This is a genomic window from Streptomyces sp. NPDC041191, assembly GCF_055591945.1.
Genome location: NZ_JBVIZC010000007.1, coordinates 293,544 through 318,084 on the forward strand (window position 1 = coordinate 293,544; position 24,541 = coordinate 318,084).

Here is a 24,541-nt window from a genome sequence, read left to right on the forward strand (position 1 = left end):
GGCCTCGACAGATGGTCGACCGAATCCGTCGCGTAATCAAAAGGCAACAACGGAATCACTTGTTGGGTGTCATCCCCTCTGTCAGGATCGGCACTCAATTCGAGCTGGGACAACGGAGAGCGTCATGGGCAACCGCTTCCAGGCGACGGACCGCTTCGCGGACGGCGCGCAGTACATCGGCGGACGGCTCCGCCCCGGGACGTCCGGGCGGGAACACAGCGTGACCGACCCGGCGACCGGCGGGAGCGTGTACACCTACGCCCTCGCCTCCACCGCGGACGTGGACGAGGCGGTCGCCGCCGCCGGGGCCGCCTTCCCGGTCTGGGCGGGCGCCACCCCGGGCGAGCGCTCCGACGCGCTGCACCGCCTCGCCGGGGTCCTCACGGAGTGGGCGGAGGACCTCGCCGCGGCCGAGTCCCTCCAGTGCGGCAAGCCGCTCAGGCTCACCACCGGGTTCGACGTGCCCGGCACGATCGACAACACGGTCTTCTTCGCGGGGGCCGCCCGCCACCTCCAGGGCCAGTCGGCCGCCGAGTACAGCGGCGACCACACCTCGTACGTCCGGCGCGAGCCCATCGGCGTCGTCGGCTCCATCGCCCCCTGGAACTACCCGCTCCAGATGGCCGCCTGGAAGATCCTCCCCGCGATCGCCGCCGGCAACACGATCGTCCTGAAGCCGTCCGAGCTGACCCCGCTGACCTCCCTGATGTTCGCGCAGGCGGCGAAGGAGGCCGGCATCCCCGACGGCGTGATCAACGTCGTCAACGGCACCGGGCGGACCGCCGGCGAACACCTCGTCGGCCACCCCGGCGTCGCCATGACCTCCTTCACCGGGTCCACCCCCGTCGGCCGGCGGGTCGCCGAGATCGCCACCGCCACCGTGAAGCGGCTCCACCTCGAACTCGGCGGCAAGGCCCCGTTCCTCGTCTTCGACGACGCCGACCCGGAGGCCGCCGCCCGGGGCGCCGTCGCCGCCTCCCTCATCAACAGCGGCCAGGACTGCACCGCCGCCACGCGCGCGTACGTCCAGCGCCCGCTCTTCGACGCCTTCGTCGCCCGGGTCGCCGCCCTCATGGAGACCGTCCGCGTCGGCGACCCCTTCGCGCCGGACACCGACCTCGGCCCGCTCGTCAGCCACCGCCACCGGGACGCCGTCGCCGGCTTCGTCGAGCGCGCCCGTGCCTCCGCCACCGTCGTCACCGGCGGTGAAGCACCTGGTGGCGAGCTCGAGAACGGCGCATACTACCGTCCCACCCTGATCACCGGCGCGGCGCAGGACAGCGAGGTCGTGCAGTCGGAGATCTTCGGCCCGGTCCTGGTGGCCCTGCCCTTCGACACCGACGACGAGGGCATCCGGCTCGCCAACGACACCCCCTACGGCCTCGCCGCCTCCGCGTGGAGCCGTGACGTCTACCGGGCCAACCGCGCCACGCGGGAGATCCAGGCGGGATGCGTGTGGATCAACGACCACATCCCGATCATCAGCGAGATGCCCCACGGCGGCGCCAAGGCATCCGGCTACGGAAAGGACATGTCGGCCTACTCCTTCGAGGAGTACACCCAGGTCAAGCACGTGATGTTCGACAACACCGCGGTGGCGGCCAAGGACTGGCACCGCACGATCTTCGGGGACCGTCCGTAACCGACACGCGGCCACCGCCGTGTGGAGCCCGCCGCCCGACCAGCGGCTCATCCCTCCCGAAAGGGCACAGCGCATGGAGCAGTACGAGCCCGACAGCCTGTCCGCCGCGCAGCGCGCGGCGATGCGGCGCAGCCTGACGAACGGCAGGGGCGCCCTCAGCCGCCGTTCGGTGCTGCGCGCGGGCGGCGTCGGCGCGCTCACCGCCGGCGGCCTCGCCGGCCTGAGCGCCTGTGGCATCCCGCCCGCCAAGCGGGAGGGCGGCGCCACCGCCTCCACCGACGACTCGGCCAGGGAGAAGACCGTCGCCTTCTCCAACTGGACCGAGTACATGGACGTCGGTGAGGACGAGAAGTCCCGCCCCACCCTGGAGGCGTTCACCCGGCGCACCGGGATACGGGTCAAGTACACCGAGGACATCAACGACAACGTCGAGTTCTTCGGCAAGGTCAAGCCGCAGCTCGCGGCCGGCCAGGACACCGGCCGCGACCTCATCTGCGTCACCGACTGGCTCGCCGCCCGGATGATCCGGCTCGGCTGGGTGCAGAGGCTCGACCCCGCGAACCTCCCCCACGCGTACACGAACCTCTCCGCCCAGTTCCGCAACCCCGACTGGGACCCGGGCCGCGCCCACTCGTACCCCTGGACGGGCATCTCCACCGTCATCGCGTACAACGTGAAGGCGACCGGCGGGAAGAAGGTCGACTCCGTCACCCAGCTCCTGGACGACCCCTCCCTCAAGGGCCGGGTCGGCTTCCTCACCGAGATGCGCGACTCCGTCGGCATGACGCTGCTCGACCTCGGCAAGGACCCGGGCCGCTTCACGGACGCCGACTACGACGCGGCGATCGGACGCCTCCAGAAGGGCGTCGACAAGAAGCAGATACGCCGCTTCACCGGCAACGACTACACGTCCGACCTCGACAAGGGCGACATCGCCGCCTGCCTCGCCTGGGCCGGCGACATCATCCAGCTCCAGGCGGACAACCCCGACATCCGCTACTCCGTACCGGCGGCCGGCTACATCACCTCCACCGACAACCTGCTCGTCCCCGCGCAGTCCCGGCACAAGACCAACGCCGAGAAGCTCATCGACCACTACTACGACCCCCCGGTCGCCGCGCAGCTCGCCGCGTACATCAACTACGTCTGCCCCGTCGACGGGGTGAAGGACGAACTCGCCAGGATCGACCCCGAGCTCGCCGGCAACACGCTGATCCTCCCCGACCGGGCCATGGCCCGGAAGTCGCACGCCTTCCGCTCGCTCACCGGCGCGGAGGAGACGGCGTACGAGGAGAAGTTCGCCCAGCTCATCGGCGCCTGAGTCCGGCCGCGTCCACCCCTCTCACCCCCGGGACCACACCCCATGACCGACAAGACTGCTCACACCGGAAAGAGCACCGGCGGCGACGTCCGTCTCACCGGGATCAGCAAGACGTACGGCTCCTTCACCGCCGTCCACCCGCTCGACCTGACCGTCCCGCGCGGCTCCTTCTTCGCCCTCCTCGGCGCCTCCGGCTGCGGCAAGACCACCACCCTGCGCATGATCGCCGGCCTGGAGGACCCCACCACCGGCACCGTCTTCCTCGGCGACACCGACGTCACCGACCTCCCGCCCTACAAGCGGCCGGTCAACACCGTCTTCCAGTCCTACGCGCTCTTCCCGCACATGGACATCTCCGAGAACATCGCCTTCGGCCTGCGGCGCCGCGGCGTCAAGGAGGTGAAGAAGCAGGTCGACGAGATGCTGGAACTCGTCCAGCTCGGCGACAAGGCCCGGCACAAGCCGCACCAGCTCTCCGGCGGACAGCAGCAGCGCGTCGCCGTGGCCCGCGCCCTCATCAACCATCCGCAGGTGCTCCTCCTCGACGAGCCGCTCGGCGCCCTCGACCTCAAGCTGCGCCGCCAGATGCAGCTCGAACTCAAGCGCATCCAGACCGAGGTCGGCATCACCTTCGTGCACGTCACCCACGACCAGGAGGAGGCCATGACCATGGCCGACCAGGTCGCGGTGATGAACGGCGGCCGGGTCGAGCAGCTCGGCGCCCCCGCCGACCTCTACGAGAACCCCCGGACCACCTTCGTCGCCAACTTCCTCGGCACCTCCAACCTCATCGAGGCCGAGGTCCTGGAGGCGGGCTCCGCCGGAACGGACGTGCTCGTCACGGCGGGCGGCGGCAGGCTCAGGATCCCCGCCGACCGCTGTACCGCCGCCGTCCGCGCGGGCGGCAAGGTGCTCGTGGGCGTCCGCCCCGAGAAGATCTCCCTCACCCACGCGGACGACGCCGGCGCGGTGGCCGACGGCCGCAACCGGGTCACCGGCCGGATCGCCGACTCCTCCTTCATCGGCGTCTCCACCCAGTACGTGGTGGACAGCCCGGCGGGGGCCGCGCTCCAGGTCTACGAGCAGAACATCGAGCGCGACACGCGCCTGGTCCCGGGCGCCGAGGTGGTCCTGCACTGGAACCCCGCCCACACCTTCGGGCTCGACGCCGGCCAGGCCATCGACGCGGGCGTGGAGAGCGTGGAGGACGCCGGATGAGCGCTCCCACCCTCACGAAGGAGGCGCCGGAGACGGCCGGGGAACCGGCCCCGCGCAGGCCCTCCGCCCGCAAGCGGCTCGTCCCGTACTGGCTGCTGCTGCCCGGCATCGTCTGGCTGCTCGTCTTCTTCGCGCTGCCGCTGGTCTACCAGGCGTCCACCTCGGTCCAGACCGGCTCCCTCGAAGCCGGCTTCCGGGTCACCTGGCACTTCCCGACCTACTGGGAGGCGCTCCAGGAGTACTGGCCGCAGTTCGTCCGCTCCCTGCTCTACGCCGGGACCGCGACCCTGTTCTGCCTGCTGCTCGGCTATCCGCTCGCGTACCTGATCGCCTTCCGGGCCGGCCGCCTGCGCAACCTGCTCCTCGTCCTCGTCATCGCCCCCTTCTTCACCAGCTTCCTGATCCGGACCCTGGCGTGGAAGACGATCCTGGCGGACGACAGCCCCGTGGTCGGCGTGCTGAACGCGCTGCACGTCCTCGACGTGACGAGCTGGCTCGGCTGGACCGAGGGCGACCGCGTGCTCGCCACCCCGATGGCGGTGGTCTGCGGTTTGACGTACAACTTCCTGCCCTTCATGATCCTGCCCCTCTACACCTCCCTGGAGCGGATCGACGGGCGGCTCCACGAGGCCGCGCGGGACCTGTACGCCTCCCCGGCCACCACCTTCCGCAAGGTGACCTTCCCGCTGTCGATGCCCGGCGTCGTCTCCGGCACCCTGCTCACCTTCATCCCGGCGAGCGGCGACTACGTCAACGCCGAACTGCTCGGCTCGACGGACACCAAGATGGTCGGCAACGTCATCCAGTCCCAGTTCCTGCGGGTCCTCGACTACCCGACGGCCGCCGCGCTCTCCTTCATCCTCATGGCGGTCGTCCTCGTCATGGTCACCGTCTACATCCGCCGTGCCGGAACGGAGGACCTGGTCTGATGCGCTGGATACGACGCAACCTCGTCGTCGTCGCGGGCCTGCTGACGCTCGCGTACATGATCCTGCCGAACCTCGTCGTCATGGCGTTCTCGTTCAACAAGCCGAACGGGCGCTTCAACTACTCCTGGCAGCGGTTCTCCCTGGACGCCTGGAAGGACCCCTGCGGCGTCGCCGACATGTGCCAGTCGCTGTCGCTCTCGCTCCAGCTCGCCGCCTGGGCCACCCTCGGCGCCGTCGCCCTCGGCACCGCGATCGCCTTCGCGCTCGTCCGCTACCGCTTCCGGGCGCGCGGCGCGATCAACTCGCTGATCTTCCTGCCGATGGCGATGCCCGAGGTCGTCATGGCCGCCTCCCTGCTCACCCTCTTCCTCAACATGGGGATCGAGCTGGGTTTCTGGACGGTCCTGATCGCCCACGTCACGTTCTGCCTGTCGTTCGTCGTGACGGCGGTCAAGGCCCGGGTCATGTCCATGGACCCGCGCCTGGAGGAGGCCGCGCGCGACCTCTACGCGGGGCCCGCGCAGACCTTCCTGCGGGTCACCCTGCCGATCGCCGCGCCCGGCATCGCCGCCGGCGGACTGCTCGCCTTCGCCCTCTCGTTCGACGACTTCATCATCACCAACTTCAACGCGGGTCCCTCCACCGTCACCTTCCCCATGTTCGTCTGGGGCTCGGCGCAGCGCGGCACCCCCGTTCAGATCAACGTCATCGGTACCGCGATGTTCGTCCTCGCGGTCCTGGTGGTCATGGCCGGGCAGATCATCGCGTCCCGGCGCAAGAAAACAGCGACGGCCTGAGCGGACACCGCCCAGGCACCGAAGGAGTTGGAAACCATGGCCCCAGCCGCCATGCGTCTCGCCGCCCACTCTCTCTCCGACGCCCAGCCCGTCCCCTTCTGGCTGGAGGACCCCGGCAAGCCCGGAGCCCTGCCCGCCCTCACCGGCACCGAGAAGTGCGACCTCCTCGTGGTCGGCGGCGGCTACAGCGGACTGTGGACCGCGCTCCTCGCCAAGGAGCGCGACCCCTCCCGGGACGTCGTCCTGATCGAGGGCCGCGAGGTGGGCTGGGCCGCCTCGGGCCGCAACGGGGGCTTCTGCGCGGCCTCCCTCACCCACGGCTTCGGCAACGGGCTCGCCCGCTGGCCGGGCGAGCTGCCGAAGCTGGAGGAGCTGGGCGGGCGGAACCTCGACGCCATCGAGGAGGCCGTCACCCGCTACTCCCTCGACTGCGACTTCGAACGCACCGGCGAGATCGACGTGGCCACCGAACCCCACCAGCTCGGGGAGCTGGCCGAGACGTACGGGGAGGTCGAGCGGCTCGGCCTCGCGGACGGCCTCGAACTCCTCGACCGGGACGCCGTGCGCGCCGAGGTCGACTCCCCGACCTTCCTCGGCGGCCTCTGGGACCGCCGCGGCGTCGCCATGCTGCACCCCGCCAAACTGGCCTGGGGCCTCAAGCGGGCCTGTCTCGGCCTGGGCGTGCGGATCTTCGAGAACACCCCGGGCCTCGAACTGGCCCCCTTCGGCGCCGGCATGGGCGTGCGCACCCCGTACGGCAGGGTCGTCGCCCGCCGGGTCGCCCTCGGCACCAACGTCTTCCCGTCCCTGGTCCGGCGCGTCCGGGCCTACACCGTCCCGGTCTACGACTACGCCCTGACGACCGAGCCGCTCACCCCCGGGCAGCTCGCCTCCGTCGGCTGGCACAACCGGCAGGGGCTCGGCGACTCCGCCAACCGGTTCCACTACTTCCGGATCACCGCCGACCACCGCATCCTCTGGGGCGGCTACGACGCGATCTACCCCTTCGGAGGAAAGGTCAGCGCCGAGCGCGACCACCGCCCCGAGACCTACCTGAAACTCGCCGAGCACTTCTTCCGGTGCTTCCCGCAGCTGGAGGGGCTCCGCTTCAGCCACGCCTGGGGCGGGGCGATCGACACCTGCTCCCGCTTCTCGGCCTTCTTCGGCACGGCCCACAAGGGGAAGGTCGCGTACGCCGCCGGATTCACCGGGCTGGGCGTCGGTGCCACCCGCTTCGGCGCCGACGTGATGCTCGACCTGCTGGCGGGGGAGCGCACCGAGCGCACCGAGCTGGAGATGGTCCGTTCCAAGCCGCTGCCGTTCCCGCCCGAGCCGGTCGCCTGGGCCGGCATCGGCCTCACCAAGTGGTCGCTCGCCCGTGCCGACGAGAACGGGGGCCGGCGCAACCTGTGGCTGAAGGCCATGGACCGCCTGGGCCTCGGTTTCGACAGCTGAGACGGGCGTGTGACGCAGGTCACACGCGAGGGGTGGCCGAAGCCGCGTAAGAGGAGCGGCCGTCCCGGCTCTCTTCCGTGGGGGCACCGTGTCCCCGCGGAAGGAGGACGTCGCGATGACTGGTACGGAGGCCGCGAGCGCCAGGAACGCGGTGGAGTGGCTGGCCTCGGTCGCGCCCGACCCCGACGCCTGCCGGTGGGAGTGGGAGCGCAACCCGTACGGGGTCGCGCTGCTGCCCGCCGGCGTGCGGTGGGACGTGCTGATCCTGCCGGCCGGGCTGGGCCACCCCACGCTCGACGTGCTGACCCGCCTGGTGGACCGGCCCGGTCCCGTCCTGGCCGGCTTCGGCGACGCCCGGACGGGCTTCTTCGTCCCGCCGGGCACCGCCGCCCGCTGGCTCGGCACCGGCGTCCGGGGCGCGGGCGCCGGCACCTGGATCGTCGCCCCGTACCCCGGCCGCGTGACCGGCGGGGTGCGCTGGCTGGTGGTGCCGGACGGCACCGGCACGCTCACCGACCCCGCCCTCCTGGAGCTGGCGATGCACGAGGCGGCGGGGCGGCTGGCCGGGAGGAAGGGGGAAGACCGGGAGGGGCCGAGGGGGACACTGCGCGGACGGAGGTCTTGACCGCTCGATTGGTCTGGACCATGCTGTGGCGCGCTCCACCCGATCCCCCCACCCCCGGAGGCAGTCGTGGACCGCTCCAGACCCCTGACCCTGATGCTGGCGGGCGCCCTCGCCGCCGGCGGACTCCTCGCGCTCACCCCCGCCGCCCAGGCCGCCGACACCGAACTCGCCCGCAACGGCGGCTTCGAGGCCGGCCTCGACGGCTGGACCTGCACGGCGGGCAGCGGCACCGCCGTCCCGTCGCCCGTGCACGGCGGGACGAAGGCCCTCCAGGCCACCCCGGCCGGCAGCGACAACGCCCGCTGCTCCCAGACCGTCGCCGTGAAGCCCAACTCCACGTACGCGCTGAGCGGCTGGGTGCGCGGCAGCTACGTGTACCTGGGGGCCACCGGCACCGGCACCACCGACGTCTCCACCTGGACGGGCTCGGCCCCCGACTGGCAGAAGCTCAGCACCGGCTTCACCACGGGCCCCTCCACCACCTCGGTCACGATCTACACCCACGGCTGGTACGGCACCCCCGCCTACCAGGCCGACGACCTCTCCCTGTACGGCCCCGGCGGCGACCCGGTCCAGCTCCCGGCCGCCCCCACCGGGCTCGCGGCCGGCTCCCCGACCTCCACCACCGTGCCGCTGACCTGGAGCGCGGTCCCCGGCGCCACCTCGTACCACGTCTACCGGGGCACCACGAGGATCCAGACGGTGACCGGCACCTCCGCCACCGCGACCGGCCTCACGCCCTCCACCGCGTACACCTTCCAGGTCAGCGCCGTGAACGCCGCGGGCGAGTCCCCGAAGTCCGCCGCCGTCACCGCGACCACCACCACCGGCGGCGGGGGCGGCGGCGATCAGGGCCTGCCCGCCCACGCCCTCGTCGGCTACCTCCACGCCAGCTTCGCCAACGGCTCCGGTTACGTCCGCATGGCCGACGTCCCCGACTCCTGGGACGTCATCAACCTGGCCTTCGGCGAACCGACCTCGGTGACCTCGGGCGACATCCGCTTCAGCCTCTGCCCGGCCGCCGAGTGCCCGAACGTGGAGTCGCCCGCCGAGTTCAAGGCGGCGATCAAGGCCAAGCAGGCTGCCGGCAAGAAGGTCCTCATCTCCATCGGCGGCCAGAACGGCCAGGTCCAGCTCTCCACGACGGCCGCCCGCGACGCCTTCGTCGCCTCCGTCTCGAAGATCATCGACGAGTACGGGCTCGACGGCCTGGACATCGACTTCGAGGGCCACTCCCTCTCGCTCCGGACCGGCGACACCGACTTCCGCAACCCGACCAGCCCGGTCGTCGTCCACCTGATCCAGGCGGTCAAGACCCTCAAGGCCAAGTACGGCGCGAAGTTCGTCCTGACCATGGCCCCGGAGACCTTCTTCGTCCAGCTCGGCCACCAGTACTACGGCTCCGGCCCCTGGGGCGGCCAGGACCCGCGCGCCGGCGCCTACCTGCCGGTCATCCACGCCCTGCGCGACGACCTCACCCTGCTGCACGTCCAGGACTACAACTCGGGCTCCATCATGGGCCTGGACAACCAGTACCACTCCATGGGCGGCGCGGACTTCCACATCGCCATGACCGACATGCTCCTCACCGGCTTCCCGGTCGCCGGCAACGCGGACCACTTCTTCCCGGCCCTCCGCCCCGAGCAGGTCGCCATCGGCCTTCCGGCCTCCACCCAGGCGGGCAACGGCCACACCAGCCCGTCCGAGGTCGGCAAGGCCCTGGACTGCCTGACGAAGAAGCAGAACTGCGGCACCTACCAGACCCACGGCACCTGGCCCGCCCTGCGCGGCCTGATGACCTGGTCGATCAACTGGGACCGTTACAACCAGTGGGAGTTCTCGAAGAACTTCGACGCGTACGGCTGGAGCTGACCGCCACCCCGCCGCCCCGGCGAACAGCCGGGCCGGCTCACTCCCGGAGATCCGCCCGGACGCCGGGACCGTACCGCGCAGCCAGGACCGGCCAGCGCAGCAGCGGGAGGCAGAGGGCCACCGAGGCCACCACGTCCAGCGGCCAGTGGTAGCCCCGCAGGACCAGTCCGGTCCCCGTCGCCGCCGTCAGCACGGCGGCGACGGGGACCAGGCGGTTCGAGACGAGGAAGGCCGCTCCGAAGTAGGCCACCATCGCGGTGGCCGTGTGGCCCGAGGGATAGTAGCCGTGCGCCCACGGTTCGAGGGGGCCCGGACGGCCGGTCCACTCCTTCAGCGGAACCACGAGCAGGGGCACGGCGGCCATGGCGAGAACCGCGCACAGCGCGGCCCGCCACCGCCCGCGCCCCACCGCGTACGCCGCCGCGCAGGCGAGGACCGGGAGGGCGACGGTCATGTTGCCGAGGTCGGCGCCGAGTTCGGAGAGGGGCCGGGGGACCGTGTCCACCAGGGCCCGGGACACCCGCTCGTCGAGCCTGGCCAAGGGGCCGTGGACGAGCACCTGCCAGGTCACGACGGCGAGGGCGACGAGCGCCGAGAGGAGAGCCGGCCGTCCTGGAACAGGGGGGGTTGCTCCAGGACGGCCGAGGGGATCCGGCTGCCGCGCGCCCCGGGGGGTGTGGGGCGGGCGGCCGTCCGATCCGTGAGGAGTGCCGGGGCACGAGGCACCGGCGGCGTGCGCGAGGGCACGGTGTGGGCGGTGCTGGGGAGGCTCCGCCCGGGGTGTTTCTCTCATCCGTGGAAACCGTACGTCAGGGAACGGGGGGCCGACAGCGGGAAACGCGTCCCGCCATCGGCCCCCCACAGAGTCTTCACACCACGGCCCTCGGGCCCGTGTGCCGGACCCGCGTCAGATGCCGGCGAAGGCGTTCTCGATGATGTCGAGGCCCTCGTTCAGCAGGTCCTCGCCGATGACCAGCGGCGGCAGGAAGCGGAGCACGTTGCCGTAGGTGCCGCAGGTCAGGACGAGCAGGCCCTCCGCGTGGCACGCCTTCGCCAGGGCGCCGGCGGCCTCCGCGTACGGCTCCTTGGTGACCGGGTCCTTCACCAGCTCGATGGCGATCATGGCGCCGCGGCCGCGGATGTCGCCGATGACCGGGAACTTCTCCTGCATGGTGGCGAGGCGGGCCTTCATGACCTCCTCGATGCGCCGGGCCTTCCCGTTGAGGTCCAGCTCCTTCATCGTCTCGATGGCGCCGAGCGCACCGGCGCAGGCCACCGGGTTGCCGCCGTAGGTGCCGCCCAGGCCGCCGCCGTGGACGGAGTCCATGATCTCGGCGCGGCCGGTGACGGCGGCGAGCGGCAGACCGCCCGCGATGCCCTTGGCGGTGGTGATGAGGTCGGGGACGATGCCCTCGTCCTCGCAGGCGAACCACTGGCCGGTGCGGCAGAAACCGGCCTGGATCTCGTCGGCGACGAAGACGATGCCGTTGTCGTTGGCGAACTTCACGATCGCCGGCAGGAAGCCCTTGGCCGGCTCGATGAAGCCGCCCTCGCCGAGGACCGGCTCGATGACGATCGCGGCGACGTTGTCGGCGCCGATCTGCTTGCTGATCTGGTCGATCGCCTGGGCGGCGGCCTCGGGGCCGCAGTTCTCGGCACCGGTGGGCCAGCGGTAGCCGTAGGCCACCGGCACGCGGTAGACCTCGGGCGCGAACGGGCCGAAGCCCTGCTTGTACGGCACGTTCTTCGCCGTCATGCCCATGGTGAGGTTGGTGCGGCCGTGGTAGCCGTGGTCGAAGACGACGACGGCCTGGCGCCCGGTGTACGAACGGGCGATCTTGACCGCGTTCTCGACGGCCTCGGCGCCCGAGTTGAAGAGGGCCGACTTCTTGGCGTGGTCGCCCGGGGTCAGCTCGGCGAGCGCCTCGCAGACCTCCACGTACCCCTCGTACGGCGTCACCATGAAACAGGTGTGGGTGAAGTCCTGGAGCTGCGCGGAGGCGCGGCGCACGACGGCCTCGGCGGAGGCGCCGACCGAGGTCACGGCGATGCCGGAGCCGAAGTCGATCAGACGGTTGCCGTCGACGTCCTCGATGATGCCGCCGCCGGCCCGCTTGGTGAAGACGGGCAGCGTGGAGCCCACGCCACCGGCGACCGCGTCGAGGCGGCGGGCCTGAAGCTCCTGCGACTTCGGACCGGGGATGGCGGTGACGACGCGCCGCTCCTGCGGGACAGCGTTCATGCGGGGCTCCTGGGGGTGATCTGGACGCACTTGCGGGTTTCCTCCGCAGGCTAGGCGCGGGGGAGGGGGAGAGGCATGCGCCGATCGGGAGTGGTGGGGGGTGTGTCGTTGTCCGGGATGGACAGGGGAGGGGGTGGAGGCGTGTGCTCGCGGGAGGTGGCGTTCCCGATCGTCCGGCGGCTCGGCGAGTGCGGCGACGGCCCACCGGCCGGGCGTGACGATTCGCTCCCGAGCGACGCGTCGCCGGTGATCGGCCGCACAGGCGGCCGAAACCCCGCCGGAGCGCCGCGGGCCCGTTAGATTGACGAGGCGTACACGCATCGACCTGGCTGGTCAGGGGGCAGGGGTTCATGGAGACCGACGGCACGTACGAGTCACGCGACGCCAGGGGAGGCGCGGTGCCACGTCCGGCGGGCCCGCCGCCGGTACCGCCCCTGCCCCCCCGCGAGCCCGCTTTCGGTACTTTTCTGGGCACCTGGCTCCGTGCGCCCCGCCCCGAGGCCGCCGTCGGCGTCTGGCGTTACGGCCATGCACCCCGGCCCGACGCACCGCGCGAGGACGTCCCCGGGCTCCAGCTGCTGAGCGGGGCGCTGATCTCGTTCCTCTCCGGTCTGCTCGTCTGGTCGCTGTACGTCAATTACTACATTCCACGCTGGCTCGACCCGCACTACTGGACCAGTGCCTTGATGCAGCTCTCCGACGATCCCGTGATCACGGGAATCATCGGTTGGACCGTCGACCTCGCTCTGTTCGCCGGCCTGGTCGCCTTTTTCTTCAGGGTCGGCCGATGGGACGAGGTCTTCCGCCGCTATGTGCTCCCACTCGTCGGCGTACGCCGACCGGAGACGGGTCCCAGGGCCCAGCCTCCCCTGGAAGAAGGATCACCGGAAGATCCCGGCCGATGGCCGCATCTGCGGACGGTCGGGCAGCACGTGGTTGCCGACCGGCTGGCCGAAGAGGCCCGGACGGGTCGCATGAACGATGTCGACTACGCGAGGATCGCGCGTGCCTGGCAGACGGTCCAGACCGCTCCGAGCCGTCTGGGCCCGTTCGTCGACGCGGTGGTGCGCCAAGGGGCAGCCGCGTTCTCCCATCCTTCGGGCATTCGAGACCTGCCCGTCCGTACGGCTCCGCACGACTTGTTCACCCATCAGGTGAGGATCGGCACCGTGGCTGATCACCCTCGCAACCCCTACGCCCGGCGCACCACCGGCGTTGCCCTGGAACCCGCTCTTCTCGGTACGTCACTGCTCGCGGTGGGGCCCGCCGGAACAGGGAAGAGCACACGGCTGATCCGGCCGGTGGTGGAGTTCCTCTGCCTCGAAGCCCTTGCCAACCGTGCCGCCGTCGTGGCCGTCGCCGCCCAGGACACGCCGCTCGGCCCCGATGAGGCATTCGACGTCGTTGTCTCCGTCGGCCGTCCCGAATCCACTCATGACCTCGATCTGTACGGAGGCGCGGACGATCCGGACGAGGCCGCCAGGATCGTCGCCGAGGCACTCGTGGGTGATCTCGTGACCGACAGTCGTCGCGCCGCCACCGCGCTCGCCCAGCTCATCGGCCCCTTCCGGGCCGCACATGGCCGCTTTCCCTCCGTGCCGGAACTGCGTGAACTCCTCTCCGGCGCCCCCGCTGTCCTCGGAGCCCTCCGCAAGGCAGTCGCTGCCGACCCCGCCCAACTGCGCGAACTCGATGCCCGGCAGCGGCAGGCGGAGCGTGACGACGACATCGGCGTTCTGCTCGCAGAGCGGATCGCCTTCCTCGACCGTCCCGCCTTCGCAGCCTTCTTCGCCACGGATGGGGACGGGCGGCCACAGTTCTCCCTCCGCGCTCTCGAACACCCGCTCCGGGTCCGTGTCGATCTTCCCGAGCGTGGACACGCAGAGGCCTCCCGAATCGTCTCCCGGCTGTTGCTCGCACAGTTCACAGATGCCGCTCTCGCCCGTCGCGACCGTTCTCTTTTCGCCTGCCTGATCCTTGACGACGCCACGCGTACCGCCACAGGAGAAGCCCTTCGCGCCATTCAGGGGCTTCGTTCTGTACACGCCGGCGTGGTGCTCGCCCTGCGCAGCCTGGAGGACGTGCCCGAGACGCTGCGCGGGCCGCTGCTCGGCGTGGTCGGCTGCCGGATGGCCTTCGCGGGCATCGCGCCCTGGGACGGCGGGCGGTTCGCCGACACCTGGGGCACCGAGTGGGTCCAGACGAAGGATGTCACCAACAGACAGATCATCTCGGACGAGCCTCTCACCAAGGCTCTGCACTTCATGCGGCGATTGGTGACCGGCCGGGCGGCCACTGCGGAGGCCGTCACCGTCCGGGAGGTGGAGCGGCAGCGCTGGTCCGCCTCCGACCTCGCCCACGCCGTCCCGCCGGGGCACGCCGTCCTCTCCCTCACCCACGTGCGCGGCGAGCACATGCCGCCCCTCCTCGTCGACCTCCGCGGCTGAGCGCCCGCCCCCGGCCCCTGGCAGAATCGGGGGCGCCGCTCGGCTGAGCGGCGCCCCCTCGCCCAAAGGTCCGACGGTCCCCAATGCCGCCCACCCTCGCCTCGCTCGTGCAGCACTCCGCCCTCAAGCTCGTCGTCCGCGCGGGTGAGGACCGTCTCGACGCCCCCGTCCGCTGGGCCCACGTCAGCGAACTCGCCGATCCCGTCCCGTACATGGAGGGCGGTGAGCTGCTCCTCACCACGGCGCTCACCCTCGACGCGGAGGACCTGGAGGCCATGCGCCGCTATGTGCGGCGGCTGCTCGACGCGGGGGTCGTCGGGCTCGGGTTCGCCGTGGGCGTGAACCACGAGGAGATCCCGGCCGCGCTGCTCGAAGCGGCCCGCGAGGAGCACCTGCCGCTCCTGGAGGTGCCGCGCCGCACCCCGTTCCTGGCCATCAGCAAGGCGGTGTCGGCCGCCATCTCCGCCGACCAGTACCGCGCCGTCACGGCCGGTTTCGAGGCGCAGCGCGAGCTGACCCGGGCCGCGCTCGCCGAGGGGCCCGAGGCCGTCGTCGCCCGGCTCGCCGCCCACGTCGACGGCTGGGCCGCCCTCTACGACGCCTCCGGCCGGCCCGTCGCCGTCTCGCCCGAGTGGGCGGCGCGCCGGGCCGCCCGTCTCACCCCCGACGTGGAGCGGCTGCGGGAACGCTCCGCCCCCGCGAGCGCGGTGGTCGGCGGTGCGGACGACCGCGTCGAACTCCAGTCGCTCGGCACCGGGCGGCGGGTCCGGGGCGCCCTCGCGGTCGGCACCGGCGCGCCCCTCGGCACGGCCGAGCGGTACGCGGTGCACTCCGCGATCGCCCTGCTCACCCTGACCACGGAACGCTCCCGCTCGCTCCAGGCGGCCGAACAGCGGGTCGGCACGGCCGTCCTGCGGATGATGCTCGCCGGCCAGCCCGACCACGCGCGCGCGGTGGCCGGCGACGTGTACGGCGGCCTCCTCGACGCCCCGTTCCGGCTGCTCGTCGCCGAGCAGGCCGGCGGCGAACCGGCCGGTGAGCCGCCCCTCCCGGCGCTCGCCGAAACCCTGGAGGCCGCCGCCGCCCGCGCCGGCGAGACGGTGCTCGCCGTGTCCGAGGGCGAGCGGCGGCTCGTCGTCCTCGCCGGGGACGGCGGCGCGGTCGCCGCCGCCTGCGCCGGGTACGCGGAGCGGGAGGCGGAGGAGGCCGGCGTCGTCATCGGCCTCTCGGCCCCGGCGGGTCCCGTCGGCGCCGCGCCCGCGTACAAGCAGGCCGAGCAGGCGCTCTCGGTGGCCCGGCGCCGGGGCCGGGCGCTCGTCGAGCACGAGGACCTGGCGGCGGGCTCGGTCCTGCCGCTCCTCGCCGACGACGCCGTCCGCGCCTTCGCCGACGGGATGCTGCGGGCCCTCCGCGACCACGACGCCACGGGCCGCGGCGACCTGGTGGTCTCCCTGCGCGCCTGGCTCTCCCGGCACGGCCAGTGGGACGCGGCGGCGACGGACCTGGGCGTCCACCGGCACACCCTGCGCTACCGGATGCGCCGGGTGGAGGAGATCCTGGGCCGTTCCCTGGACGATCCGGACGTGCGGATGGAGCTGTGGCTGGCCCTGAAGGCGACGGGGGAGGGGACGGGGTAGCCCCTCTGGAGGGACGGGGTAGTCCCCGGGCGGGTGCGGGGCAGCCCCGAGCGGGTGTGGGTCAGCCCCGAACGGGTGTGGGTCAGCCCCGAGCGGGTGGGGCAGCCCCGAGCGGATGGGGCAGTCCCCGAGCGGCGGGGCGACCCCAGGGCGTCGCGGGCTTCCCGGCTCCAGGCCGTCCGAACCGCCGCCGCCCCCCCGGGCCGCCCCCAGGCCGCCGCCCCCCGGGCCGCCCCCGGCCACCGCCCTCCAGGCTGCCGTTCCCGCCCCCTCCGTCGCCCGGGCCCCCGAACCCCTGCCCGGAAGCGGGCAAATTTCTGGCAGTTCCCGCCTTCCGCTCCCTATTCTCCTGTTCATGACAGAACCCGCCGTCGACCCGGCTCCCGGCACCCGTACCGCCCTCCCCGTCACACCCCCGGCGCCCGCCCGCCGGATCACCGGCGCCGTCTGGGCCGCTCTCGGCATCGTGTACGTCGTGTGGGGGTCCACGTACCTCGGCATCCGGGTCGTCGTCGAGACCCTGCCCCCGTTCCTCTCCGGTGGCGCCCGCTTCGTCACCGCGGGCCTGCTGCTCGCCGGGATCGTCGCCTGGCGCCAGGGCCCCGCCGCCCTCAGGGTCACCCGCCGGCAGCTCGGCTCGGCCCTCCTCGTCGGCCTGCTCCTCATCCTCGGCGGCAACGGGCTCGTCGTCCTCGCGGAGACCTCCATCCCCTCCGGTCTCGCCGCGCTCCTCGTCGCCGCCGTCCCCGTCTGGGTGGTCGTCCTGCGCGTCACCACCGGCGAGCGCCCCGGCCCCGGCGCGGTCGGCGGCGTCCTCCTCGGCCTCGCCGGGCTCGGCGTCCTCACCCTGCCGGGCCTGACCGGCGAGGTGCGGATCGGCGGTGTCCTCCTCGTGGTCGCCGCCGCCCTCAGCTGGTCCGTGGGCTCCTTCGTCTCCTCGCGCCTTCCGATGCCCGCCAATCCCTTCGCCACCAGCGCGTACGAGATGGTCGCGGGCGGTCTCGCCGGCGTCGCCGTCGGCCTGTCCCGCGGCGAGCACCACGGCCTCGACCCCGCCGAGGTCTCCACCCGTTCCTGGGCCGCCCTCGCCTACCTGGTCGTCTTCGGTTCGCTGATCGCCTTCACCGCGTACGCCTGGCTCCTGCGGGCGGCCCCGCTCTCCCTCGTCGCGACCTACGCGTACGTCAACCCCGTCGTCGCCGTCGCCCTCGGCGCCCTCGTCCTGAACGAGGCCCTGACCTGGCCCCTCGTCCTGGGCGGCGCGATCGTGGTGGCCGGGGTCTGCCTGATCGTGACGACCGAACGGCGCGGCTGACCGCCTCCCGGGGCCGCCTCCCCGGGACCGCTCCCGGCCCCTGTTCGGCCAATTCGGACAGGGCTCCGGCCCCATCACTACAGACCGGACAAACCCACGTGGCCCGCCCCGGCCCTAACGTGTCACGAGAGCAATCGCTCGCACCCCCCGATACGGAAAGGGCCGGGACGCAATGACGACCACCCACGCCTTCTGGCTCGCCGGCCGCGAGGCCACCGGCGAGGCCACCTTCGACGTCACGAACTCCTTCGACGGGCGTCTGGTGGGCAAGGTCAGCGTGCCCACCGAGGCCCAGGTCGAGGAGGCCGTCGCCGCCGCGCACGCCGTCGTCGACGAGTTCGCCGCCACTCCGGCCCACATCCGCGCCGCCGCCCTCGACCACGTGTCGAAGCGCCTCGCCGAGCGCACCGAGGAGATCGCCCAGGTCATCTCGGCCGAGAACGGCAAGCCCGTCAAGTGGGCCCGCGGCGAGGTCGGCCGCGCCGTCTCCGTCTTCCGTTTCGCCGCCGAGGAGGCCCGCCGCTGGAACGCCGGCGAGGCTCAGCGCCTGGACACCGAGGCCGGCGGCGCGGGCCGCCTCGCCCTCACCCGCCGCATCCCCAAGGGCGTCGTCCTCGGCATCGCGCCGTTCAACTTCCCGCTGAACCTCAGCGCCCACAAGGTCGCCCCGGCCATCGCCGTCGGCGCCCCGATCATCCTCAAGCCGGCCCCCTCGACCCCGATCTCCTCCCTGATCCTGGGCGAGATCCTGGCCGAGACCGACCTGCCGGCCGGCTCCTGGTCGATCCTGACCGTGCCGAACGACCGGATGCCCGCCCTCGTCCAGGACGAGCGCCTCCCGGTCATCTCCTTCACCGGCTCCGACAAGGTCGGCTACGCCATCCAGGAGTCCGTGCCGCACAAGCACTGCACCCTGGAGCTCGGCGGCAACGCCGCGGCCGTCGTCCTGCCCGACTGGTCCTCGGAGGAGGACCTGGACTGGGCCGCCGGCCGCATCGCCACCTTCTCCAACTACCAGGGCGGCCAGTCCTGCATCTCCGTCCAGCGCGTGATCGTGGACTCCTCCGTCCACGACCGCCTGCTGCCGAAGATCGTCGCCGCCGTCGAGGCCCAGGTCACCGGCGACCCGGCGGACGACGCCACCGACGTCGGCCCGCTCGTCGACGAGGCCGCCGCGAAGCGCGTCGAGTCCTGGGTGGACGAGGCCGTCGCGGCCGGTGCCACGCTCCTGACCGGCGGCAAGCGCGAGGGCGCCACCTACGCCCCGACCGTCCTCACCGACCTCCCGGCCGACGTCACCCTGGCCCGCGCCGAGGTCTTCGGCCCGGTCCTGACGATCGCGAGGACCGACGGCGAGGCCGAGGCGTTCGCCGCGGTCAACGACTCCGACTTCGGCCTCCAGGCCGGTGTCTTCACCCACGACCTGCAGGCCGCCTTCCGCGCCCACCGCGCCCTGGAGGTCGGCGGCGTGATCGTCGGCGACGTCCCCTCGTACCGCGCCGACCAGATGCCGTACGGCGGCGCCAAGCGCTCCGGCGTCGGCCGCGAGGGCGTCAAGTACGCGATGGACGACTACACCTACGAGCGCGTCCTCGTCCTCACGGGCCTCGCCCTGTAGGACCCCCGGGGCACCTGCCCCACCCGGACCGGGCGGTCCGGCTCCACTGTGCGGGGAGCCGGACCGCCTTCGCCCTTCCCGGCGGCCTCACGGCGGTACGGGCCCCGCGCCTCCGCCCCGTGCCCCGGCCCCGGGCCCGGGCCCCGTACGTCCCGGTATCCGGAACACCGGCCCGTCCGCCCGGCCGGCACGGCAGGATGGCGCCCGTGACCGTCATCGACATACCGGGCTCCAAGTCCGTCACCGCCCGCGCGCTCTTCCTCGCCGCCGCCGCCGAGGGCACCACCACCCTCCTGCGGCCCCTCGTCTCCGACGACACCGAGGGCTTCGCCGAAGGGCTCGCCGCCCTCGGGTACGCCGTGCGCCGCGAACCCGGCGCCTGGCACGTCGAGGGCCGTCCCGCCGGCCCCGGCGCGGACACCGCCGACGTCTACTGCCGCGACGGCGCCACCACCGCCCGTTTCCTCCCCGCCCTCGCCGCCACCGGTCGCGGCACGTACCGCTTCGACGCCTCCGCCCAGATGCGGCGGCGGCCCCTCGGCCCGCTCACCGCCGCCCTGCGGGCCCTCGGCGTCGACCTGCGGCACGGCGGCGAGGAGGGCCACCACCCGCTCGCCGTCCACGCCCGCGGCGTCAGGGGCGGTGCGCTCACCCTGGACGCCGGGCAGTCCTCCCAGTACCTCACCGCCCTGCTCATGCTCGGCCCGCTCACCGCCGAGGGCCTCGACATCACCGTCACGGACCTGGTCTCGGAGCCGTACGTCGAGATCACCCTCGCCATGATGCGGAGCTTCGGCGCGGACGTGCGGCGGGAGGGGCGCACCTACCGCGTCGCCCCCACCGGCTACCGGGCCAGGACGTACGCCGTCGAGCCCGACGCCTCCACCGCGAGCTACTTCTTCGCCGCCGCCGCCCTCGAACCCGGCCGCTCGGTCACCGTCCCCGGCCTCGGCACCGGCGCCCTCCAGGGCGACCTCGCCTTCGTCGACGTCCTGCGCCGCATGGGCGCCGACGTCGAGATCGGCCAGGACGCCACCACCGTCCGCTCCACCGGCACCCTGCGCGGACTCACCGTCACCATGCGGGACATCTCCGACACCATGCCGACGCTCGCCGCGATGGCGCCGTTCGCCGACGGCCCGGTCCGCATCGAGGACGTCGCCAACACCCGGGTCAAGGAGTGCGACCGGCTCGACGCCTGCGCCGAGAACCTGCGCCGCCTCGGGATCACCGTCCGCACCGGCCCCGACTGGATCGAGATCCACCCGGGCACGCCCGCCGGACCCGTCGGGATCGCCACCCACGGCGACCACCGGATCGTCATGTCCTTCGCGGTCACCGCCCTGCGCACCCCCGGCATCACCTTCGACGACCCCGGCTGCGTGAAGAAGACGTTCCCCGACTTCCACCGCGTCTTCGACGCGTTCGCCCGCACCCCGTGAAGACCGGGCCGGGTTTGCGGCAAGAATGGGGGGCATGACCGACCGTCCCTCACCCCTCGCCGACCCGCACACCGCCTTCGACGCGTCCGAAGGCCGCCGGGACATCGTCGTCCTCGGCTCGACCGGGTCCATCGGCACCCAGGCCGTCGACCTGGTGCTGCGCAACCCCGACCGCTTCCGGGTCACCGCCCTGGCCGCCTCCGGCGGCCGGACCGGACTGCTCGCCGAGCAGGCGCACCGGCTGGGGGTCGCCACGGTCGCGGTCGCCCGCGAAGAGGCGCTGCCCGAGCTGCGCGAGGCCCTGGAGGCGCGCTACGGCTCCGAGCCCCTGCCGGAACTCCTGGCGGGGCCGGACGCCGCCGCGCACCTGGCCGCCTCCCCGTGCCACACCGTCCTCAACGGCATCACCGGCTCCATCGGCCTCGCGCCGACCCTCGCCGCCCTGGAGGCCGGCCGCACCCTCGCCCTCGCCAACAAGGAGTCGCTGATCGTCGGCGGCCCCCTGGTGAAGGCGCTCGCGAAGCCGGGCCAGATCATCCCGGTCGACTCCGAGCACGCGGCCCTCTTCCAGGCGCTCGCCGCCGGCACGCGCGCCGACGTCCGCAAGCTGGTCGTCACCGCCTCCGGAGGCCCCTTCCGCGGCCGTACGAGGGACGAACTGGCCCACGTCACCCGCGAGGACGCGCTCGCCCACCCCACCTGGGCCATGGGCCCGGTGATCACGGTGAACAGCGCGACCCTGGTGAACAAGGGACTGGAGGTCATCGAGGCCCACCTCCTCTACGACATCCCCTTCGACCGCATCGAGGTCGTCGTCCACCCGCAGTCCTACGTTCACTCGATGGTGGAGTTCACGGACGGCTCCACGCTCGCCCAGGCCACCCCGCCCGACATGCGCGGCCCGATCGCCATCGGCATCGGCTGGCCCGAGCGGGTCCCCGACGCGGCCCCCGCCTTCGACTGGAGCAAGGCGTCCACCTGGGAGTTCTTCCCGCTCGACACCGAGGCGTTCCCGTCCGTCGGCCTGGCCCGGCACGTGGGCGAACTGGGCGGCACCGCCCCCGCCGTCTTCAACGCCGCCAACGAGGAGTGCGTCGAGGCGTTCCTGGCGGGCCGGCTGCCGTTCAACGGCATCATGGACACGGTCACGACGGTCGTCACGGAGCACGGCGTTCCCGCCGCGGGAACCTCCCTCACCGTGCCGGACGTCCTGGAAGCGGAGACCTGGGCACGGGCCCGGGCCCGAGAACTCGCAGCGAAGGCGACAGCGGAGGCCCGCGCATGAACGAAACGCTCCTGTACGCCCTGGGCATCGCGCTGTTCGTGCTGGGGCTGCTCGTCTCCATCGCCTGGCACGAACTCGGCCACCTCTCCACGGCCAAGCTCTTCGGCATCCGCGTCCCGCAGTACATGGTCGGCTTCGGCCCCACGATCTGGTCGAGGAGGCGCGGCGAGACCGAGTACGGCATCAAGGCCATCCCGGCCGGCGGCTACATCCGCATGATCGGCATGTTCCCGCCGGGCGCGGACGGGCGCATCGAGGCCCGCTCCACCTCGCCCTGGCGCTCCATGATCGAGGACGCCCGCGAGGCGTCGTACGAGGAGCTGCAGGAGGGCGACGAGACCCGGCTGTTCTACACGCGCAAGCCGTGGAAGCGCGTCGTCGTCATGTTCGCCGGACCGTTCATGAACCTGGTCCTGGCGGCGGCGCTCTTCTTCGGGTCGATGATGACGCTCGGCGTCGAGGGCCCGACGACCCGGGTCGCCGGGGTCCAGAAGTGCGTCATCGAACTCAGCGAGAAGCGCCAGAAGTGCGAGCAGGGCGACCCCGTCTCCCCGGCGTACGCGGCCGGCCTGAAGGACGGGGACAGGATCCTCGCCCTGAACGGGCGGGCGGTGAACGACTGGAACACCCTCTCCGACCGCATCCGCACCGCCGCCATCGGCCCCGCCACGCTCACCGTCGAGCGGGACGGACAGCGGCTCGACCTGCACCCCACCCTCGTCTCCAACAAGGTCGAGAAGAAGGACGCCGACGGCAACGTCGTCCGGCCGGTCCAGTACGTCGACGCCGGATACCTCGGCTTCCAGCCGAAGTCCGAGGTCGCCGCCCTCACCTTCGGCGAGACCACCAGCCGCATGACCGACCTCCTGGAGACCGGCGTCCACTCGGTCGTCGCCCTCCCGGGCAAGATCCCCGGCCTCTGGAACGCCACCTTCGGCGACGGCGAGCGCGCCGAGGACTCCCCGGTCGGCGTCCTCGGCGCCGCCCGCATCACCGGCGAGCTGATGACCGTGGACGCGCCGCCGGAACGCATCCTCGTGATGTTCATGAACCTGCTCGTCATGTTCAACGTCTCGCTGTTCCTGTTCAACATGCTCCCGCTGCTGCCGCTCGACGGCGGCCACATCGCGGGCGCCCTGTGGGAGTCCGTGCGCCGCCACGCGGCCCGGATCTTCAAGCGCCCCGACCCCGGCCCGTTCGACGTGGCCCGGCTGATGCCCGCCGCGTACGTGGTGGCCGGCGTCTTCGTCTGCTTCACCCTGCTCGTCCTCGCCGCCGACATCGTCAACCCGGTGAAGCTGACGTGATCCCCCGGAGGGCCGGACCCGGTGGTGTCCGGCCCCCCGCCGCCGGGGCGGTAACCTCGGAGACCCGAGCCCGCCGACGCACAACCCTGAGGTTGCACATCAGATGACCGCGATTTCTCTCGGTATCCCGACCGTCCCGACCCGGCTCGCCGAGCGGCGCAAGAGCCGTCAGATCCAGGTCGGCAGCGTGGCCGTCGGCGGTGACGCTCCCGTCTCCGTGCAGTCGATGACCACCACCCGCACGTCCGACATCGGTGCCACGCTCCAGCAGATCGCCGAGCTGACGGCCTCCGGCTGCCAGATCGTGCGCGTGGCCTGCCCCACCCAGGACGACGCCGACGCCCTCGCCACGATCGCGAAGAAGTCGCAGATCCCCGTCATCGCGGACATCCACTTCCAGCCGAAGTACGTGTTCGCCGCCATCGACGCGGGCTGCGCCGCCGTCCGCGTCAACCCGGGAAACATCAAGCAGTTCGACGACAAGGTCAAGGAGATCGCCAAGGCGGCCTCCGAGGCCGGCACCCCGATCCGCATCGGCGTCAACGCCGGCTCGCTCGACGCCCGGCTCCTCAGGAAGTACGGCAAGGCCACCCCCGAGGCGCTGGTCGAGTCCGCCCTGTGGGAGGCGTCCCTCTTCGAGGAGCACGGCTTCCGCGACATCAAGATCTCGGTCAAGCACAACGACCCGGTCGTCATGGTCGAGGCGTACCGCCAGCTCGCCGCCCAGTGCGACTACCCGCTGCACCTCGGCGTCACCGAGGCGGGCCCCGCCTTCCAGGGCACCATCAAGTCGGCCGTCGCCTTCGGCGCGCTGCTCTCCCAGGGCATCGGCGACACCATCCGCGTCTCGCTCTCCGCCCCGCCGGCCGAGGAGATCAAGGTCGGCATCCAGATCCTGGAGTCGCTGAACCTGCGCCAGCGGCGCCTGGAGATCGTCTCCTGCCCCTCCTGCGGCCGCGCCCAGGTCGACGTCTACAAGCTGGCCGAGGAGGTCACCGCCGGCCTCGACGGCATGACCGTCCCGCTGCGCGTCGCCGTCATGGGCTGCGTCGTCAACGGTCCCGGCGAGGCCCGCGAGGCCGACCTCGGCGTCGCCTCCGGCAACGGCAAGGGCCAGATCTTCGTCAAGGGCGAGGTCATCAAGACCGTCCCCGAGTCGAAGATCGTCGAGACCCTCATCGAGGAGGCGCTGAAGATCGCCGAGCAGATGGAGAAGGACGGCGTCGCGAGCGGCGAGCCGACGATCGCCGTCGCGGGCTGACCCGCCCGCGACCGGGCGCCGCGCCCGCGAAGCTCCCGCCGAAGCCCCGCCCCCGCCCCGGGGGGCGGGGCTTCGGCCGCCGGAGGCGCGCCCCGCGACCCTCCGGGTAAAGTGCGGTGAACCAGCGG

Annotated in this window: 18 protein-coding genes; 16 read left to right on the forward strand and 2 right to left on the reverse strand. The window is 72.4% G+C overall.

All coding sequences use genetic code 11. The features are described 5' to 3' along the window. Positions 1-124 precede the first annotated feature (124 nt). The 8 genes from ACZ6AQ_RS16555 to ACZ6AQ_RS16590 all read left to right on the forward strand — a co-directional run bounded on the left by ACZ6AQ_RS16555 (position 125) and on the right by ACZ6AQ_RS16590 (position 9,859). Positions 125-1,642: a gamma-aminobutyraldehyde dehydrogenase gene (locus ACZ6AQ_RS16555; RefSeq protein ID WP_468760415.1), complete on the forward strand. Its 1,518-nt coding sequence runs from the start codon at positions 125-127 to the stop codon at positions 1,640-1,642. 73 nt (positions 1,643-1,715) lie between these two features. Further along, a complete protein-coding gene (locus tag ACZ6AQ_RS16560; protein WP_468760416.1) occupies positions 1,716-2,963 on the forward strand; it encodes a polyamine ABC transporter substrate-binding protein in 1,248 nt (415 codons plus the stop codon). Between the two features lie 42 nt (positions 2,964-3,005). Then, entirely contained in the window at positions 3,006-4,181 is a 1,176-nt protein-coding gene (locus ACZ6AQ_RS16565) for an ABC transporter ATP-binding protein (protein ID WP_468760417.1), read from the forward strand. Beyond that, complete coding sequence (locus ACZ6AQ_RS16570; protein ID WP_388689310.1) at positions 4,178-5,110, forward strand: ABC transporter permease; 933 nt, start codon at positions 4,178-4,180, stop codon at positions 5,108-5,110. Before ACZ6AQ_RS16565 ends, ACZ6AQ_RS16570 begins: the two co-directional genes overlap by 4 nt. Continuing rightward, positions 5,110-5,907 (forward strand): ABC transporter permease, encoded by a 798-nt coding sequence (locus ACZ6AQ_RS16575; RefSeq protein ID WP_468760418.1) that lies wholly within the window; start codon positions 5,110-5,112, stop codon positions 5,905-5,907. Before ACZ6AQ_RS16570 ends, ACZ6AQ_RS16575 begins: the two co-directional genes overlap by 1 nt. A gap of 36 nt (positions 5,908-5,943) precedes the next feature. After that, on the forward strand, positions 5,944-7,362 hold the full coding sequence (locus tag ACZ6AQ_RS16580; RefSeq protein ID WP_468760419.1) for an NAD(P)/FAD-dependent oxidoreductase: 1,419 nt from the start codon (positions 5,944-5,946) through the stop codon (positions 7,360-7,362). Between the two features lie 115 nt (positions 7,363-7,477). Next, positions 7,478-7,987, forward strand: a complete 510-nt coding sequence (locus ACZ6AQ_RS16585; protein ID WP_468760420.1) for a hypothetical protein — start codon at positions 7,478-7,480, stop codon at positions 7,985-7,987. 93 nt (positions 7,988-8,080) lie between these two features. Further along, positions 8,081-9,859, forward strand: coding sequence for a chitinase (locus ACZ6AQ_RS16590; RefSeq protein ID WP_468760471.1), 1,779 nt, complete (start codon positions 8,081-8,083; stop codon positions 9,857-9,859). Positions 9,860-9,896: 37 nt separating this feature from the next. On the opposite strand, the gene ACZ6AQ_RS16595 is transcribed toward ACZ6AQ_RS16590, so the two are convergent. Next, positions 9,897-10,652 (reverse strand): phosphatase PAP2 family protein, encoded by a 756-nt coding sequence (locus ACZ6AQ_RS16595; protein ID WP_468760421.1) that lies wholly within the window; start codon positions 10,650-10,652, stop codon positions 9,897-9,899. A gap of 114 nt (positions 10,653-10,766) precedes the next feature. After that, on the reverse strand, positions 10,767-12,101 hold the full coding sequence (gene gabT, locus ACZ6AQ_RS16600; protein ID WP_468760422.1) for a 4-aminobutyrate--2-oxoglutarate transaminase: 1,335 nt from the start codon (positions 12,099-12,101) through the stop codon (positions 10,767-10,769). A 350-nt stretch (positions 12,102-12,451) separates the two neighbouring features. Here gabT and ACZ6AQ_RS16605 point away from each other — a divergent pair, with 350 nt between their 5' ends. The 8 genes from ACZ6AQ_RS16605 (at position 12,452) to ispG (ending at position 24,413) form a co-directional block, all read left to right on the forward strand. After that, positions 12,452-14,548 (forward strand): type IV secretory system conjugative DNA transfer family protein, encoded by a 2,097-nt coding sequence (locus tag ACZ6AQ_RS16605; RefSeq protein ID WP_468760423.1) that lies wholly within the window; start codon positions 12,452-12,454, stop codon positions 14,546-14,548. 83 nt (positions 14,549-14,631) lie between these two features. Further along, on the forward strand, positions 14,632-16,185 hold the full coding sequence (locus ACZ6AQ_RS16610; RefSeq protein ID WP_388689324.1) for a PucR family transcriptional regulator: 1,554 nt from the start codon (positions 14,632-14,634) through the stop codon (positions 16,183-16,185). A 355-nt stretch (positions 16,186-16,540) separates the two neighbouring features. Further along, complete coding sequence (locus ACZ6AQ_RS16615) at positions 16,541-17,500, forward strand: EamA family transporter (protein WP_468760424.1); 960 nt, start codon at positions 16,541-16,543, stop codon at positions 17,498-17,500. 172 nt (positions 17,501-17,672) lie between these two features. After that, positions 17,673-19,118 (forward strand): aldehyde dehydrogenase family protein, encoded by a 1,446-nt coding sequence (locus tag ACZ6AQ_RS16620; protein WP_468760425.1) that lies wholly within the window; start codon positions 17,673-17,675, stop codon positions 19,116-19,118. 206 nt (positions 19,119-19,324) lie between these two features. After that, positions 19,325-20,560 (forward strand): 3-phosphoshikimate 1-carboxyvinyltransferase, encoded by a 1,236-nt coding sequence (gene aroA / locus ACZ6AQ_RS16625; RefSeq protein ID WP_468760426.1) that lies wholly within the window; start codon positions 19,325-19,327, stop codon positions 20,558-20,560. A 34-nt stretch (positions 20,561-20,594) separates the two neighbouring features. Further along, entirely contained in the window at positions 20,595-21,845 is a 1,251-nt protein-coding gene (gene dxr / locus ACZ6AQ_RS16630) for a 1-deoxy-D-xylulose-5-phosphate reductoisomerase (protein ID WP_468760427.1), read from the forward strand. Then, positions 21,842-23,152: a M50 family metallopeptidase gene (locus ACZ6AQ_RS16635; protein WP_468760428.1), complete on the forward strand. Its 1,311-nt coding sequence runs from the start codon at positions 21,842-21,844 to the stop codon at positions 23,150-23,152. Before dxr ends, ACZ6AQ_RS16635 begins: the two co-directional genes overlap by 4 nt. Before the next feature lie 103 nt (positions 23,153-23,255). Then, the gene (gene ispG, locus ACZ6AQ_RS16640; protein WP_468760429.1) at positions 23,256-24,413 is read left to right on the forward strand and encodes a flavodoxin-dependent (E)-4-hydroxy-3-methylbut-2-enyl-diphosphate synthase; all 1,158 of its coding nucleotides are present in this window, start codon (positions 23,256-23,258) and stop codon (positions 24,411-24,413) included. Positions 24,414-24,541: the final 128 nt, after the last annotated feature.